The sequence below is a fragment of the Ramlibacter alkalitolerans genome (assembly GCF_016722765.1).
Lineage (GTDB): Bacteria > Pseudomonadota > Gammaproteobacteria > Burkholderiales > Burkholderiaceae_C > Ramlibacter > Ramlibacter alkalitolerans.
This window is the reverse complement of record NZ_JAEQND010000003.1, coordinates 190,202-204,851: the sequence shown is the minus strand read 5'-3', so window position 1 is coordinate 204,851 and position 14,650 is coordinate 190,202. Positions and strand designations below refer to the sequence as shown.

At 68.5% G+C, this 14,650-nt stretch carries 13 protein-coding genes and 1 tRNA gene; 10 read left to right on the top strand and 4 right to left on the bottom strand.

From position 1 onward, the window contains the following. Positions 1–197 precede the first annotated feature (197 nt). From JI746_RS06350 to JI746_RS06315, 8 genes are all read left to right on the top strand, one after another. On the top strand, positions 198–2,027 hold the full coding sequence (locus tag JI746_RS06350) for a nitrite/sulfite reductase (protein WP_201687960.1): 1,830 nt from the start codon (positions 198–200) through the stop codon (positions 2,025–2,027). Then, positions 2,024–2,413: a DUF934 domain-containing protein gene (locus JI746_RS06345; RefSeq protein WP_201687959.1), complete on the top strand. Its 390-nt coding sequence runs from the start codon at positions 2,024–2,026 to the stop codon at positions 2,411–2,413. Before JI746_RS06350 ends, JI746_RS06345 begins: the two co-directional genes overlap by 4 nt. 1 nt (position 2,414) lies before the next feature. Next, complete coding sequence (locus tag JI746_RS06340) at positions 2,415–3,152, top strand: phosphoadenylyl-sulfate reductase (protein ID WP_201687958.1); 738 nt, start codon at positions 2,415–2,417, stop codon at positions 3,150–3,152. Next, positions 3,149–4,081 carry a sulfate adenylyltransferase subunit CysD gene (gene cysD, locus JI746_RS06335; protein ID WP_201687957.1) on the top strand — a complete coding sequence of 311 codons (933 nt, stop codon included), beginning with the start codon at positions 3,149–3,151 and terminating at the stop codon, positions 4,079–4,081. The genes JI746_RS06340 and cysD overlap by 4 nt, the downstream gene beginning before the upstream one ends. Further along, the gene (locus tag JI746_RS06330; RefSeq protein WP_201687956.1) at positions 4,081–5,352 is read left to right on the top strand and encodes a sulfate adenylyltransferase subunit 1; all 1,272 of its coding nucleotides are present in this window, start codon (positions 4,081–4,083) and stop codon (positions 5,350–5,352) included. Before cysD ends, JI746_RS06330 begins: the two co-directional genes overlap by 1 nt. 94 nt (positions 5,353–5,446) lie before the next feature. Continuing rightward, on the top strand, positions 5,447–5,776 hold the full coding sequence (fdxA, locus tag JI746_RS06325) for a ferredoxin FdxA (protein WP_201687955.1): 330 nt from the start codon (positions 5,447–5,449) through the stop codon (positions 5,774–5,776). 5 nt (positions 5,777–5,781) lie between these two features. Next, entirely contained in the window at positions 5,782–6,897 is a 1,116-nt protein-coding gene (locus JI746_RS06320; RefSeq protein WP_201687954.1) for an NAD(P)/FAD-dependent oxidoreductase, read from the top strand. A gap of 65 nt (positions 6,898–6,962) precedes the next feature. Continuing rightward, a tRNA-Asn gene (locus JI746_RS06315) sits at positions 6,963–7,038 on the top strand. A 106-nt stretch (positions 7,039–7,144) separates the two neighbouring features. Here the strand turns inward: JI746_RS06315 and JI746_RS06310 are convergent. The 4 genes from JI746_RS06310 to JI746_RS06295 form a co-directional block, all read right to left on the bottom strand. Further along, positions 7,145–7,723 carry a hypothetical protein gene (locus JI746_RS06310; RefSeq protein WP_201688200.1) on the bottom strand — a complete coding sequence of 193 codons (579 nt, stop codon included), beginning with the start codon at positions 7,721–7,723 and terminating at the stop codon, positions 7,145–7,147. A gap of 243 nt (positions 7,724–7,966) precedes the next feature. Continuing rightward, complete coding sequence (glgX, locus tag JI746_RS06305) at positions 7,967–10,129, bottom strand: glycogen debranching protein GlgX (protein ID WP_201687953.1); 2,163 nt, start codon at positions 10,127–10,129, stop codon at positions 7,967–7,969. Between the two features lie 306 nt (positions 10,130–10,435). After that, the gene (locus tag JI746_RS06300) at positions 10,436–11,761 is read right to left on the bottom strand and encodes a DUF2254 domain-containing protein (protein WP_201687952.1); all 1,326 of its coding nucleotides are present in this window, start codon (positions 11,759–11,761) and stop codon (positions 10,436–10,438) included. 92 nt (positions 11,762–11,853) lie between these two features. Beyond that, positions 11,854–12,876, bottom strand: coding sequence for a lysozyme inhibitor LprI family protein (locus JI746_RS06295; RefSeq protein ID WP_201687951.1), 1,023 nt, complete (start codon positions 12,874–12,876; stop codon positions 11,854–11,856). A 470-nt stretch (positions 12,877–13,346) separates the two neighbouring features. On the opposite strand from JI746_RS06295, the gene JI746_RS06290 reads away from it, so the two are divergent. Together JI746_RS06290 and JI746_RS27965 are read left to right on the top strand one after the other, a co-directional pair. Next, on the top strand, positions 13,347–13,625 hold the full coding sequence (locus JI746_RS06290) for a hypothetical protein (protein WP_201687950.1): 279 nt from the start codon (positions 13,347–13,349) through the stop codon (positions 13,623–13,625). A gap of 151 nt (positions 13,626–13,776) precedes the next feature. Next, positions 13,777–14,565, top strand: a complete 789-nt coding sequence (locus JI746_RS27965; RefSeq protein WP_201687949.1) for a pentapeptide repeat-containing protein — start codon at positions 13,777–13,779, stop codon at positions 14,563–14,565. Positions 14,566–14,650 lie beyond the last annotated feature (85 nt).

Below are 14,650 nucleotides of genomic sequence, written 5' to 3'. Positions count from 1 at the left end.
TCGTCATTATCGCCGGCCGGCGACAGCTCCCTGACAAGCCTTGTCCGTTCGCTTGCGGAAATGCCGCGCCGGGCCTTGCCAGCCTTCGTGCATAAGCTTATCCGCATAAGAGGCGAACAAAAAAATAGTTCGCGCCCATAACGCCCTTCCCTAAAGTCTCGGCTCCGGCTCCGTAAGGGGCCGCCCAGGCTTGCTCCATGTACCAATACACAGAATTCGACCGGCAGTTCGTGCGCGCCCGCGCCGCCCAGTTCCGCGACCAGCTGGAACGCTGGCAGGCGGGCAAGCTCTCGGACGAGGAACTGCGGCCGCTGCGGCTGCAGAACGGCTGGTACATCCAGCGCTACGCGCCGATGGCGCGCATCTCGGTGCCTTACGGCGAGCTCTCCAGTGCGCAGCTGCGCGTGCTGGCCCGGGTGGCGCGCGAATACGACCGGCCGGATCCCGCGCTGCTGGCCGAGGCGCAGGAAAAGCAGCTGGCCCTCGGCCCGGTGCCCATCTCCGGCACTAACCGCCAGGTGGTGACCAAGCTGAACTACGGCTACGGCCACTTCAGCACGCGCACCAACGTGCAGTTCAACTGGATCCCGATCACCAGGGCGGCCGACGTGATGGAGCTGCTGGCCAGCGTGAACATGCACGGCATCCAGACCAGCGGCAACGCCATCCGCAACATCACGACCGAAGCGCTGGCGGGCATCGCCGTCGACGAGATCGCCGATCCGCGCCCGTTCGCGGAGATCATCCGCCAGTGGGCCGCGGTGCACCCGGAATTCGCGTTCCTGCCGCGCAAGTTCAAGATCGCGCTCAATGGCGCGAAGGAAGACCGGGCGGCCCTGGGCTGGTACGACATCAGCCTGCAGCTCGTGAAGGACGAGGCCGGCGAACTGGGCTTCAAGGTGCTGGTGGGCGGCGGCATGGGCCGCACGCCGGTGATCGCCACCGTGGTGCGCGAGTTCGTGCAGTGGCGGCACATCCTCTCCTACCTCGAGGCCTGCATCCGCGTCTACAACCAGTACGGCCGCCGCGACAACGTGTGGAAGGCCCGCATCAAGATCCTGGTGAAGGCCGAGGGCCAGCGCTACATCGACAAGGTGGAAGAGGAATTCCGCCAGATCCTGGAGATCGACGGCGCGCCGCACACCATCACGCAGGCCGAATACGCGCGCATCGCCGCGCAGTTCGTCGCCCCCGAGGTCCGGCGCCCGCAGCGGGACTCCGCCGATGCGCGCGTGCACGAGATCATCCGCGCCGACGCCGAGGCCGACCCGCTGTACGACCGCTGGCTGCAGCGCAATGTGCTGCCGCACCGCAACCCCGAGCTGCGCGCCGTGGTGCTGTCGTTCAAGCGCCTGGGCCAGAACCCCGGCGACTGCAACGCCGACCAGTTCGATGCCTGCGCCGACCTGGCGGAGCGCTTCTCCGCCGGCGAGGCGCGCGTCACGCACGAACAGAACCTGCTGCTGCCCTGGGTGCACCAGGACGACCTGCCGGAGTTGTGGGCGGCCGCCCGCAAGCTGGGCCTGGCGCGCCCGAACATCGGCCTGATCACCGACATGATCGCCTGCCCCGGCGGCGACTTCTGCTCGCTGGCCAACGCGCGCTCGCTGCCGATCGCCGAAGCCATCACCGAGCGCTTCCAGGACCTCGACGAGGAACACGACATCGGCGAGATCGACCTGAACTTCTCCGGCTGCATCAATTCCTGCGGCCACCACCATGCCGGCCACATCGGCATCCTCGGCGTCGACAAGGACGGCAAGGAGTGGTACCAGATCACGCTCGGCGGCTCCAACGGCTCGGAGCTCTCCGGCCCGGCCACCCCCGGCAAGATCGTCGGCCCCTCCTTCGCGAAGGAGGAAGTGCCCGGCGTGATCGACGCCCTGATCGACGCCTACCGCCAGCTGCGCCAGCCCACGGGCGACGGCAGGTTCGAAACCTTCATCGCCACGCTGCGCCGCGTGGGCCACGAGCCGTTCAAGGCGGCCGCCAATGGCGCCCGTTTCGTCGAAAGGGAAGTCGCATGACCGCGCGTGTGATCAGGATCCTGCAGGCCGAGGACGTGCAGGCGGAAGAGAACGTGAACGTGCTGGTGGTCGCCAACGACGCCGACGTCGCCGAGTTGCCGCTCGAAGGCGTCGACCGCATCGAGCTGCACTTCCCCAAGTTCAGCGACGGCCGCGCGTTCAGCCAGGCCTACCTGCTGCGGCGCCGCCGCAAGTTCACGGGCGACATCCGCGCCACCGGCGACGTGCTGATCGACCAGCTGGTGCAGATGCAGCGCACCGGCTTTTCCAGCGCGGTGCTCAAGGAAGGCAAGGACATCGCCGACGCCCAGCGCCAGTTCGACCGCTACGCCGCCTTCTACCAGGCCGACGTAGTGACGCCCCAGCCGCTGTTCGCCCGAAGCTGACATGAGCGCCATCGACCTGCACGCGCGGCCTTCGAAGGATTTCGAAGCCAGGCTCGCCGAGACGCAGCGGCTGCTGATCCAGGCCGCTTCCGAGTTCACGCCGCTGAAGCAGGCGTCCAGCCTGGGCGCCGAGGACGTCGTGATCACGCACCTGATCAACGCGCTGGAGCTGGACATCCCGGTGTTCGTGCTGGAGACCGGTGAGCTGCACCAGGAAACGCTGGACCTGCTGGCACGCACCCAGGCGAGCTCGCGCGCGCCGGTGGAGGTTTACCGGCCGGTGCAGGAGTCCGTGATCCAGTTCGTCGCGCGGGAGGGCCGCGAGGCCATGTACCGCAGCATCGCGCTGCGCAAGAGTTGCTGTCACATCCGCAAGCTGGAGCCGCTCGCGCGCGCGCTGGCGGGGCAGAAAGCCTGGATCACCGGGCTTCGCCGCGAGCAGTCCGCCGCGCGCGCCGACGTGCCCCTGGTGGATGCATCGGAGGTCGCCACGAACGGCCGGACCAAGCTGAATCCCCTGGCCAACTGGACCTGGGGCGACGTCTGGCACTACATCAGCGTCAACGGGGTCGACTACAACCCGCTGCACGACCAGTTCTATCCCAGCATCGGCTGCGCGCCCTGCACCCGGGCGATCAGCCTCGGTGAGGACTTCCGCTCGGGACGCTGGTGGTGGGAGGACGAGGCCGCGAAAGAGTGCGGGCTTCACGTCAAGACAGAAGAAAAGGCCGCCGCATGAACGCACGCACCGAACCCCAGCTCCTGGGCCGCATCAGCAACCGGCACCTCGACGCGCTGGAGGAAGAAGCCATCTTCATCCTGCGTGAAGTGGCGGGGGCCTTCGAGCGGCCGACGCTGCTGTTCTCGGGCGGCAAGGACTCGCTGGTCCTGCTGAAATGCGCCGAGAAGGCCTTCGGCAGCGGGCGCATCCCGTATCCGCTGCTGATGATAGACACCGGGCACAACTTCCGCGAGGTCACGGACTTCCGGGACCACCGCGCGGAGCAGCTCGGTGCCGAACTGATCGTGCGCAGCGTGGAAGATTCGATGCGCCGGGGCACCGTGCGCCTGGCGCGCCCCGACGAGAGCCGCAACGCCCACCAGTCCGTCACGCTGCTGGAGGCGATCGAGGAATTCGGCTTCGACGCGCTGATCGGCGGCGCCCGCCGCGACGAGGAGAAGGCCCGTGCCAAGGAACGCATCTTCTCGCACCGCGACAGCTTCGGGCAGTGGCAGCCGAAGGCGCAGCGCCCCGAACTCTGGACGCTGTTCAACACGCGCCTGCACCCGGGCGAGCACTTCCGCGTGTTCCCCATCTCGAACTGGACCGAGCTGGACGTGTGGCAGTACATCGAACGCGAGGCCATCGACCTGCCCTCCATCTATTACGCGCACCGGCGCCAGGTGGTCGAGCGCCGCGGGCTGCTGGTTCCGGTGACGGACCTGACGCAACCCAAGGCCGGTGAAGAGGTCGTGACGCGCACCGTGCGCTTTCGCACCGTCGGCGACATCACCTGCACCTGCCCGGTGGAAAGCCCGGCCTCGAATGCCAGCGAGGTGGTGGCGGAGACGCTGCTGGCCGACGTGAGCGAGCGGGGCGCCACGCGGATGGACGACAAGACCTCCGACGCCTCCATGGAAAAGCGCAAGAAGGACGGATATTTCTGATGACCGTGACCCTCACCGACCACGACGCCGCACTGCGCTTCATCACCTGCGGCAGCGTCGACGACGGCAAGAGCACCCTGATCGGGCGCCTGCTGGTGGACAGCCGCGCCGTCCTGCAGGACCAGCTCGCCTCCGTCTCCAAGTCCGGCGAGGCCGACCTCGCGCTGCTGACCGACGGCCTGTCCGCCGAGCGCGAACAGGGCATCACGATCGACGTGGCCTACCGCTACTTCGCCACCCCGGCGCGCAAGTTCATCATCGGCGACGCGCCGGGCCACGAGCAGTACACCCGCAACATGGTGACGGCGGCCTCGAGCGCCGACGCCGCCGTGGTGCTGGTCGACGCGACCAAGCTCAAGTGGCAGCAGCCGGGGCTGGAACTGCTGCCGCAGACACGCCGCCACACGCTGCTGTGCAAGCTGCTGCGCGTGCCCGCCATCGTCTTCGCGGTGAACAAGCTCGATGCGGTGGCGGATCCCACGGTGGCCTTCACCAACATCCGCGATGCGCTGGAACGCTTCACGCAGGCGGGGAACATCGAGGCCCGCGCGATCGTGCCGATCTCCGCGCTGAAGGGCCACAACGTGGTCGAGGCCGAGCCCGGCTGGTGCGGCTACCACGGCCTCGCGCTGCTGACCCTGCTGGAGCAGATCGATGTGACGCCGGCGGAGACCACCGAAGCCTTCGCCTTCCCGGTGCAGTGGGTGGAAAAGTTCGCGTCGTCCGCGGACACCTCGCAGGGCCGCCGCGTGTTCTGGGGCCGCGTGGCCACCGGCAGCGTGCGGCCGGGCGATGAAGTCACGGTGCTTCCGGGCGGCCGGGCCGCGAAGGTGGCGCAGGTGCTGGATCACGCGCGCACGCCGACCGAGATCGGTGCCCGCCACAGCGCCGGCATCATCCTGGACCGCGAGGTGGACGTCTCGCGCGGCGACTGGCTGCTGGCGCCCGGCGCCTTCGCGCCCACGCGCGAGATCCGCGCCACGGTCGCGTGGCTCGACGACGAGCCGCTGGTCGCCGGCCGCGCCTATTGGGCGCTGCACGGCCACCGCTGGGTGAAGGCCAAGGTGAAGCGCATCGTGCACAAGCTGGACGTGAACACGCTGGCCGAACACGACGCCGACCACCTGGAGCCCAATGGCATCGGCCACGTGGAACTGAGCCTGCAGGAGCCGCTGGCCACCCTGCCCTATGCGCGCTCGCGGTCCCTGGGTGCGCTGGTGCTGGTGGATACCGCCACGCACAAGACCTCCGGGGCCGTGCTCGTCGGTTGACACAGCGCAAACCCGCGGGGGCATACGGGCAGGCACAAGGGCCGCCCTGCATGACCCGGTAAAATCGGCGCTTCCCCCGACCTGCCGTACAACAATGACACACGTCGTCACCGAAACCTGTATCCGCTGCAAGTACACCGATTGCGTGGACGTCTGCCCCGTGGACTGTTTCCGCGAGGGGCCGAACATGCTGGTGATCGACCCGGACGAGTGCATCGACTGCGCGGTGTGCATCCCGGAATGCCCGGTCAACGCGATCTACGCGGAAGAAGACGTGCCGGCCGACCAGGTCGCGTTCACCAAGTTGAACGCCCAGCTGTCGCATGCCCCCGGCTGGAAGAGCATCACCAAGCGCAAGCCCGCGCTGCCGGATGCGGAGGAATGGAAAGACAGGAAAGACAAGCTCAAGGAGCTTGTCAAGTAAGGACCATGGAACCCAATCTCAACGAAGAAGTGATCAAGACCGCCGCCGCCCATGACGGCCCGATCGAGACGGATGCCGTGATCATCGGCGCGGGTCCCGTGGGCCTGTTCCAGGTGTTCGAACTCGGCCTGCTGGAGATCAAGGCGCACGTCATCGACTCGCTCGCCTACCCCGGCGGCCAGCCGATCGAGCTCTATCCCGACAAGCCGATCTACGACATCCCGGCGATCCCGGTCTGCACCGGCAAGGAACTGACGGATTCGCTGCTCAAGCAGATCGAGCCCTTCGGCGCCACCTTCCACCTGGGGCAGACCGTCACGGTGGTCGAGCAGCAGGACGACGGCCGCTTCTACGTCGAGACCTCCAAGAGCACGAAATTCCTCACCAAGACCATCTTCATCGCGGCGGGCGTGGGCGCCTTCGAGCCGCGGACGCTGAAGGTGGAAGGCCTCGACAAGTTCGAGGGCAGGCAGCTCTTCTACCGCGTGCGCAGCCCGGCCGAGTTCGCCGGCAAGAACCTGCTGGTGGTGGGCGGCGGCGACTCCGCGCTGGACTGGGCGCTGAACTTCACGCCCGGCAACGAGGACGGCAACACCAACAAGGCCGAGAGCGTGATCCTGGTGCACCGCCGCGACGGCTTCCGTGCCGCGCCCGCCTCGGTGGCCCGGATGCACGAACTGTGCGAGCAGATGGAGATGCAGTTCATCGTCGGCCAGGTGACCGGCTACGAGGAAAAGGACGGCAAGCTGACGGCCGCCAAGGTCACCGGCGGCGATGGCGTCACCCGCACCGTGCCGACGGACATGCTGCTGGTCTTCTTTGGCCTGTCGCCCAAGCTGGGCCCGATCGCCGACTGGGGCCTGGACATCGAGCGCAAGCAGCTGAAGGTGGACACCGAGAAGTTCTCGACCAACGTGCCGGGCATCTTCGCGGTGGGCGACATCAACACCTATCCGGGCAAGAAGAAGCTGATCCTCTCCGGCTTCCACGAGTGCGCGCTGGCCGCCTTCGGCGCCGCGCCCATCATCTTCCCCGAGAAGGGAAAGATCCACCTGCAGTACACGACCACCAGCCCGAAGCTGCACAAGGTGCTGGGCGTCGAGACGCCGGTGTTCGACTGACGATTTGCTGAATCTCGGCCCGCGCACGGATGAGCCAGAAAAGCTGTATATAATCTAAGGCTTGTTCCCCGATAGCTCAGTCGGTAGAGCGCCGGACTGTTAATCCGTAGGTCCCTGGTTCGAGCCCAGGTCGGGGAGCCAAACAAGAAAAGAGTCAGCAGGTTAGCGCCTGCTGACTCTTTTGCGTTTCAGACAGATGAAGCGGCCTCAGCTTCGCGAGGAATGGTCTGGTCCCGCCCCACCAACCCTAGCCGCGCTGCCGAAGGTTCGGGTGGTCATCTCTGCGGTTGCGCACTCCGTCACCATCGCGATCGCGGTCGTGGCGATTCTGGATGCCGTCGCCGTCGAGATCGTTTCCCGGCCCGGTGCGCCCGACGCCTGCGACATCCTTGCGATCCGGATGGGGGTCGCGCCGGTTCGCGACCCCGTCGCCGTCGCGATCGTGGTCGTGCCGATTCTGGATCCCATCGCCATCGCGGTCGCCCCGCGGCCCGTTGCGCGCGACGCGCTTGTCGAAGCGGTCAGGATGGGAGTCGCGCCCGTTGACGATGCCGTCGCCATCGCGATCCCGGTCGTAGCGGTTCTGCACGCCGTCGTGGTCGAGGTCGCCGCGGGGGCCGGTTCGCGCCACCCGGTCGAACCGGTTTGGGTGGCGGTCCCGGGAGTTCGGGACCTTGTCGCCGTCCCTGTCGCGGTCGTAGCGGTTGGCGATGCCATCATGGTCCATGTCGGCGCTGCCGACGATGTACTGCTGCGCATTCGCGCCACAAGCGAGTGCAAGCAAGGATGCGGCCAGTGCGGCCTGCACGGTGGGTCTGGACTGCATTTCGGATCTCCCGGAAATTCGAACACATTGCAGGTGGAGGCGCCGGAGGAGCGACCAACTCGGACCCCACGAGGCGACGCTGTACGCGCACTCCGACGGCGGGATTTCGTACCCGCCGGCCGGGATCTGTTTGGACAAATGCGATCCTGCCGCACGGCCGCGGCGAGCGCCGGCCGCGGAATGCTAGGCGCAAGGCCCGGTTTCCGTAAGAGCAGACCCGGCCGCGACTGCGGGCCTCGGTGCTCAGGACGCTGGCGGTCCGGCGAGGGGCGACCGGAACAGCTTGAGCGAGTGCGCGACGAGCAGGGTTGCCTCGCCTGGCCTGCAAGCTTCCTCCGCAACGTCCCTGCTGGTGTCCAGGACCAGTTCCCAACCCGCACAGCCTGGCAGTTCAGGAAGCGTGAACTCCATGTCCTGGCTCCATGCCGACATGACCAGCAGCAGGTTGTCGTCGCACAGCGGCCGGCCGGAACTGTCGGTCTCCTCCAGGCCGTTGCCGGCGAGGAACATCGCCAGCGACTGGGTGTGCGGATTGTTCCAGTCCTCGTCGGTCATCGTCTCCCCGTCATGGCGGAACCACATCACGTCGCGGATGTCGCCACCGCGAATCGGCCGGCCCGAGAAGAACTTCTGCCGCCGCAACGCCGGGTGGCCCCTGCGGATGCGAAGCAGCTTGCGAGTGAAGGCCAGCAGGCTTTCGTCCCGCCCCTGCCAGTCCATCCAGCTGATTTCGTTATCCTGACAGTAGGCGTTGTTGTTGCCGCGCTGGGTACGACCGCATTCGTCGCCGGCGACGAGCATCGGCGTACCCTGGCTCAGAAGCAGGGTCGCCAGCAGATTGCGCTGCTGGCGCACGCGAAGTGCGCTCACCTGGCCGTCGGTGCTGGGTCCCTCCGCGCCGCAGTTCCACGAGCGGTTGTGGTCGTCGCCGTCGCGGTTGCCTTCGCCATTCGCCTCGTTGTGCTTGCGGTCGTAGGTGACCAGGTCGCGCAGCGTGAAGCCGTCATGCGCCGTCACGAGGTTGATGCTGGCCGAGGGCTTGCGGCCATCGCCCTGGTACAGGTCGCTGGAACCGGTGAGCCGCAGGCCCAGGTCACTGGCACGCCCGCCCTCGCCGCGCCAGAAGGCGCGGATCGAGTCGCGATAGATGCCGTTCCACTCCGTCCACTTCACGGGGAAGTTGCCGACCTGGTAGCCGCCCTCGCCCACGTCCCACGGTTCGGCGATCAACTTCGCCCGGCTGAGGACCGGGTCCTGGTGGATGATGGTGAAGAAGCCGGAAAGCTGGTCGACCTCGTGCAGCCCTCGCGCCAGCGTGCTGGCCAGGTCGAAGCGGAAGCCGTCGACGTGCATGGAAGTGAGCCAGTAGCGCAGCGAATCCATGACGAGTTGCAGCGCCTGCGGATGCCGCACATTGAGCGTGTTGCCGGTGCCGGTGTAGTCGAAGTAGTAGCGGGGCTGCTCGGGCACCAGCCGGTAGTAGGTGGGATTGTCAATGCCCTTGAGGCTCAGGGTAGGCCCGAGGTGGTTGCCCTCCGCGGTGTGGTTGTAGACCACGTCGAGGATCACCTCCAGGCCAGCGGAATGGAGTGCCTTCACCATCTCCTTGAACTCGCGCACCGCACCCGCGGCGTCGCCCCGGCGGAACGAGGCGCTGTAGCGCAGGTCCGGAGCGAAGTAGCCGAGCGTCGAATAGCCCCAGTAGTTGCGCAGGCCCTTGTCGACGAGGAAGGGATCGTCCACGTGCGCGTGCACCGGCATGAGTTCGACCGCGGTCACCCCCAGCTTCTTCAGGTACCGCAGCATGGCCGGATGGGCCAGGCCGGCATAGGTGCCGCGCAGTTTCGGCGGGACGTCCGGATGCAGCATCGTGAGGCCCTTCACGTGCGCTTCGTAGAGGACCGTTTCGTTCCAGGGCGTGTTGGGCCAGCGGTCGTCGCCCCAGTCGAAGCACGGATCGATCACCATGCCAAGCGGTGCGGCGCGCTGCTCGCAGCCCACCGGTTCCAGGTCTGCCTCGGGCGAGCCCGGGACATAGGCGAAGCCGCCCCGCGAAAAGTCCTCCAGTCCATCGACGGCACGCGCATACGGATCGAGCAGCACCATTTGCGGGTTGAAGCGAAGGCCGCGGGCCGGGTCGTAGGGACCATGCACCCGGAACCCGTAGCGTTGCCCCGGCTGCAGGCCGCGCAGGTAGCCGTGCCAGACGAAAGCCGTCTGTTCGCGCAGGCAGATCCGCGACTCCTTGCCCGCGGCGTCGAACAGGCAGACCTCCACCTTGGTCGCGTGTTCGGAATAGAGCGCGAAATTGACGCCCTCGCCGTCGCAGGTGGCGCCCAGGGGATACGGCGCGCCGGGCGCGACGAGGAACTGCGCGAGTTCGGAGAACTCCGGAACACCCTTCATGCTTGCTGCTCCCGGGCGGCGTGCACGGCGCGCTGCCGCCGATGCGCATGCACCGGAGCCGGGCGGCTTGCGTTCGAGCGACCTTGGTTGAATCGAGATTCCATCGGCATATGCTCGCGCCGCGTGGCAAGCGCAGCCGTAGGACATCGCGCAGCGGGGCGGAAGTCCATCATGCGGCAGGCGTGCAAACAACGGGTCGGCCCTTAAGGGCGAACGCGAAGGCCACGCGTCTTCGCTGTAAGGAGGGCGGTCACCGTGCTGTTCGACCGGTTGCTGCGGCGCTGCCGTCGGCGCGGACAAGAAGCTTCAGCTCCGTCCTGCCTCCATGTCCCTCAGGCGCCGCCGCAACGCCGCCGAGCGCCGCCGCGGCCGAACGCGTGCAACCTCGGCCCGCAACTCGGCGAAGCAGGCGCGCAGCGCCGCCTTGCGCGCCGGCAACGGCGCTGCCTCGCGGATCCTGGCGAGCGCATCCGCCACGTGCGCCAGCACTTGCTGATTGCCCGCGGCGTAGCGCACCACGGGCAGCAGCGCCTCGTCGACCATGCGCCCGAAGTCCGGCACCGTCGCGATCACGCGCAGGCGTCCGCCACCGAAGCGATGGGATTCAGGCATGGCGCGCCCCACGAGCCGCGCCAGCAGCCGGCCCAGTTCGTTGACGCACATGCACGCGGTGGTGGGATCGTTCACGCCGGGCGAGAGGGCCCGCAGCGCCACGTCCACCAGTTGCTGCAGCCCGAACGCAGCGTCCTGCTCCACCGTCCGCTGCCGACCCACGCCCACGCAACTTCGCAGCGCCTCCAGTTGCTGCGTCGATGCGCCGCCGAGACCGGCCTCGAGCAAGGGCGTGCCTTCCGAGACGTACTGGCCGACGTTCACGCACAGGCGCACGACCGTGTCGCGCTCGCAGGCGTACCGCAGCAACACGTCGGCATCGACGGACTGCACATACCCGCTGCGATGCGCCTGGATCGTGTGCCACTGCCGCGGCAGCATGCGTTCTCCTGCCTGCCCGGCGAGCGCCTCCCCCACCTCCTGCGGGAACAGGTGGTCGATGGCCCTTTCCGTGTCGGCGGCGATGCGGCCCAGGATGGACGAGGCCTGGATGCTCAGGGCCACATGGTGGATGAAGTAGATCAGGACGCCGATGCCGGCAAAGGCGTATCCGAGGCCCACCAGAACGGCCACCGAGGGAATGAATTCCCCTTCATCGCCGCCGCGGATCGTCCGCAACACGACGAGGCAATAGGCGAAGATGCCGACGAACACGCCCAGCACGACCTGCGTCGGTGCATCGCGCATGAAGTTGCGCAGCACCCGCGGCGAGTATTCGGTGGCCGTCAGCGAGAGCGTCACGATCGTGATCGAGAACACGACGCCGGCGACGGTGATCATCGAGGTCGCGATGGCCGAGAGCATGGCCCGGGAGCCGTCCGCGCCGGCGCCGAACAGCCGCGGCGACCATCTCGCCAGGTCGGCGGATCGGACGGCGTCGAACTCCACCAGCACGACCGCCACCAGCATGGACGCAAGAACGATCAGCGCCGGAGTGAACCAGAAGCTCGCCCGCAGCCGCACCCACAGCCGGCGCAGCGAAAGCCGTGCACCAGCGCCCATCAGCACCGGATCCTGCATGGCCGCTACTGTGGACCAAAACGCCGCGGCGCGGCGCGGCGGTCGTCCTGGAGCAGCGCAAGCCGCCGGGCCGGTCCGCCGCGGCGCGCGGATCAGAACTCGTCCAGCAGCTGGCCTCTGCGCGCGGCGTACCAGCGCAGCAGGCAGGCCTTGTCGCGGCAGCGTTCCCGCTGCGCGACGGCCTGCGCCGAACGCCGGCGCAGGCCGTCTGGATCGTCGCTCACGGCCGCGACCTGCGCGCGAAGCCGCTGGAGGTCCCTTTCGAGCTGCGCCAGCTCGGCGTCCGCGCGGACATCCTCGCGCACCGCTGGCGCCGCGGGGATGCGCTCGTCCAGCAGGCTGCCGCGGGCCGGGGCCGCCCGCGTGACCCGCAGCGTGGTGGCAGCGGCCTTCGGCGGCGCGGAATGCGCGAGCCGCCGCTGCGGCACCGGCTCGGGATCCGTGCGGGTCGCCGCGAGCAGCGCCGCGGCAGCCATCGACGAGGTATCGAGCGATGCCAGCCGCTGCTGCGCGAGCTGCGTCTTGGATGAGTGCTCCCCCAACGCCGCGCGGTACGTCTCCAGCGCGCCGTGCATCAGGGTGGTCGCGCGCGCCAGCAGTTCGCCGCGGGGTGCCGCCCCGCCCGCGGTGTTCGCCACCTCGGCGTAGTGGTCCGCGAGCATCTTCTCGACGTCACCGAGTACCACGTTCGGGCGTTCCGGCTGCCGCGCCGCCAGCCGGCACGCGACGATCAGCGCGACCTCGGCATCGCGGAGGCGGTTCTGCTGCTGCGCCTCCCTGGCGACGGTCAGGTAGCTCCCGGGATCCGCGCCGCGTTCCGGCAGCACGGCGTTCGCGATGCTGAACTGCCGGTCCGCGCCGCCGCTGCTGGCGAGCAAGGGCGCGAACTCGCAGTGGCCGCGGCCGCTGAGGGCGGCGCTGACGGCGTCGGCCGCTCTCATTTCCGCTCCCTGGGCTGCGGCGCGCAAGGCCGCACGCCGCTGCATCGCCGCCTCGACGTCGGCGGAAGCCGGCGTCTCCCACGGGCCGACGAAGCGCCACACCGCGAGGGAAGCGACGCTTCCCGCGAGCAGGACGAACGCCAGGCTTCCGGCAAGTTTCCATGTGCGCCGCATGCATCCTCCCAGCCCTTCAGGGGCGAGAAAGTGGGATCGGTACCGGGGCGGGGAGTTCCTCGGCGCGCGGCGCGCAGTCCGTTGGGGCGGCACCCGCGCGAGGCTGGCGCCCTTGCGGTGCGGCCCCCGTAAGGACGAACCCGGGGCGCGAATGCGCGGCCGCACTACGCACGCCAGCGCGGAGGAGGCCTCGTACCCAGCTCGTGGCCGTGACGGCGTCGACAGGTGCATCCATGCCGACAGGGCTGCAACGCCCGTGCGCGATGGGCCGCGTCAGGGCGAAAGCCCCTGGCGTGCGCCTGCCGGACGGCAGCCGACGCCGCAGCACAGGACATCTGCGGAATCCATTTCCACAAATGCATCTGGCGCCGGGCGCCCGTAGCCCTCTTGGGCGTGTAGGGTCCGGCCTCGCCTCGCCTGCGGTGCAGTCCTACAAGGCAGTTTCAAGCCGCAGAGCCAGAATGCCTCGCATGAAGCCGAGCCGTTATGGAGACGCGGAGCAGCCCACACCCTCGATGCAGGGCGAACGTGGCGAGTACGTGGTCCTGCTGAAGGTCCCGGTCACCGGCGCGAGGGGGCTGCGACACTACCTCGCGAAACAGTTCCCTCATGTCCTCTTCGACGAGACCCGGCAGATGATGTTCTGGCACGTCTTCACGGTGGAGGCCCCCGAGTCCCGGCGCGAGGGGCTGGTGGCCCACGCGCGCGCCGAGTTCGGCGCGACCACCATCACCCGCGCGCAGCTTTGAGGGGCCGGCCGGGCCGTCCCGGCGCCGCCTCCTGTCGCCCTCTGCGTGGCTTGCGGCTGCGCAGTGCTACCCTCGTCGGCGGGGACCCTTCTGACGAGGCCCGCGCAGGGACGGCGTGCCTGTGACCGGCCAGAACCTGGAGACTGCCACCGTGACTTCCTGGCGCAGGTGCATCCCGCTCGGCGCGCGCGCCCTCGTTCTGATCGCGCTGGGGGCGGCGGCAGCCGCCGGCGAGCTTTCGCGCGAGCAGGTCTCGGCGGCCCTGGCGGCTGCGGCCTCCGGACGCGTGGTCTTCGACGGCAAGGACCTTTCCGACGTCGACCTGAGCAACCTCGACCTGCGTCGCGCCAGTTTCCGCGGCACCAGCCTGTTCGGCAGCAAGCTCGTTTCGGCCGACCTGCGCGGCGTCGACCTGGCCGGCGCGAACCTCAATGGCGCCTGGTTGATGGGCGCGGATTTCACCGGCGCGGACCTGCGCGACGCGAGCTTGCTCTCGGTCGTGATCCTCGGCGGCACGGTGCGCAAGATGCCGACCTTCAAGTCGGCCAACCTGCGCGGTGCGCGCATGATCGCCGACCTGCCGGGCGCGGACCTGAGCGGCGCCGACCTGGCGCAGGCGCGCATCGGCGTGAACATCAAGAACCAGGGCATGGGCCAGATGCGCACCGATCTCACGAGCGCGAACCTGGCCGGCGTGAACCTCGCGGGGGCCGACCTGAACCGCACCCTGCTCTCCTTCGCCGACCTGCGGGGCAGCAACCTGCGGGGCGCCAACCTGTTCCGCGCCAAGCTGGCCGGCGCGGACCTGAGCGGCGCCGACGTCACGGGCGCCGACTTCACCGAAGCCGACATGGCGGGCACGATCCTGCGTGGGGCCAAGGGGGTCGCCGAGGCGAAGGGAATGGCATCGGCCGAGAACGTCGACAAGGCCATCCGTTGAGGCGTTCGACACCTCGGGCACCCGTCCGGCCCGGGATACGTCCTTTGGCTGACAGGTCATTGCGTGCTCATCTGGGGTTTTCCCT

Bases quoted from the DNA above. Each gene is read 5' to 3' on its own strand.
- JI746_RS06350 (WP_201687960.1), top strand. From the start codon at position 198: ATGTACCAATACACAGAATTCGACCGGCAGTTCGTGCGCGCCCGCGCC.
- JI746_RS06345 (WP_201687959.1), top strand. From the start codon at position 2,024: ATGACCGCGCGTGTGATCAGGATCCTGCAGGCCGAGGACGTGCAGGCG.
- JI746_RS06340 (WP_201687958.1), top strand. From the start codon at position 2,415: ATGAGCGCCATCGACCTGCACGCGCGGCCTTCGAAGGATTTCGAAGCC.
- cysD (WP_201687957.1), top strand. From the start codon at position 3,149: ATGAACGCACGCACCGAACCCCAGCTCCTGGGCCGCATCAGCAACCGG.
- JI746_RS06330 (WP_201687956.1), top strand. From the start codon at position 4,081: ATGACCGTGACCCTCACCGACCACGACGCCGCACTGCGCTTCATCACC.
- fdxA (WP_201687955.1), top strand. From the start codon at position 5,447: ATGACACACGTCGTCACCGAAACCTGTATCCGCTGCAAGTACACCGAT.
- JI746_RS06320 (WP_201687954.1), top strand. From the start codon at position 5,782: ATGGAACCCAATCTCAACGAAGAAGTGATCAAGACCGCCGCCGCCCAT.
- JI746_RS06310 (WP_201688200.1), bottom strand. From the start codon at position 7,723: ATGCAGTCCAGACCCACCGTGCAGGCCGCACTGGCCGCATCCTTGCTT.
- glgX (WP_201687953.1), bottom strand. From the start codon at position 10,129: ATGAAGGGTGTTCCGGAGTTCTCCGAACTCGCGCAGTTCCTCGTCGCG.
- JI746_RS06300 (WP_201687952.1), bottom strand. From the start codon at position 11,761: ATGCAGGATCCGGTGCTGATGGGCGCTGGTGCACGGCTTTCGCTGCGC.
- JI746_RS06295 (WP_201687951.1), bottom strand. From the start codon at position 12,876: ATGCGGCGCACATGGAAACTTGCCGGAAGCCTGGCGTTCGTCCTGCTC.
- JI746_RS06290 (WP_201687950.1), top strand. From the start codon at position 13,347: ATGAAGCCGAGCCGTTATGGAGACGCGGAGCAGCCCACACCCTCGATG.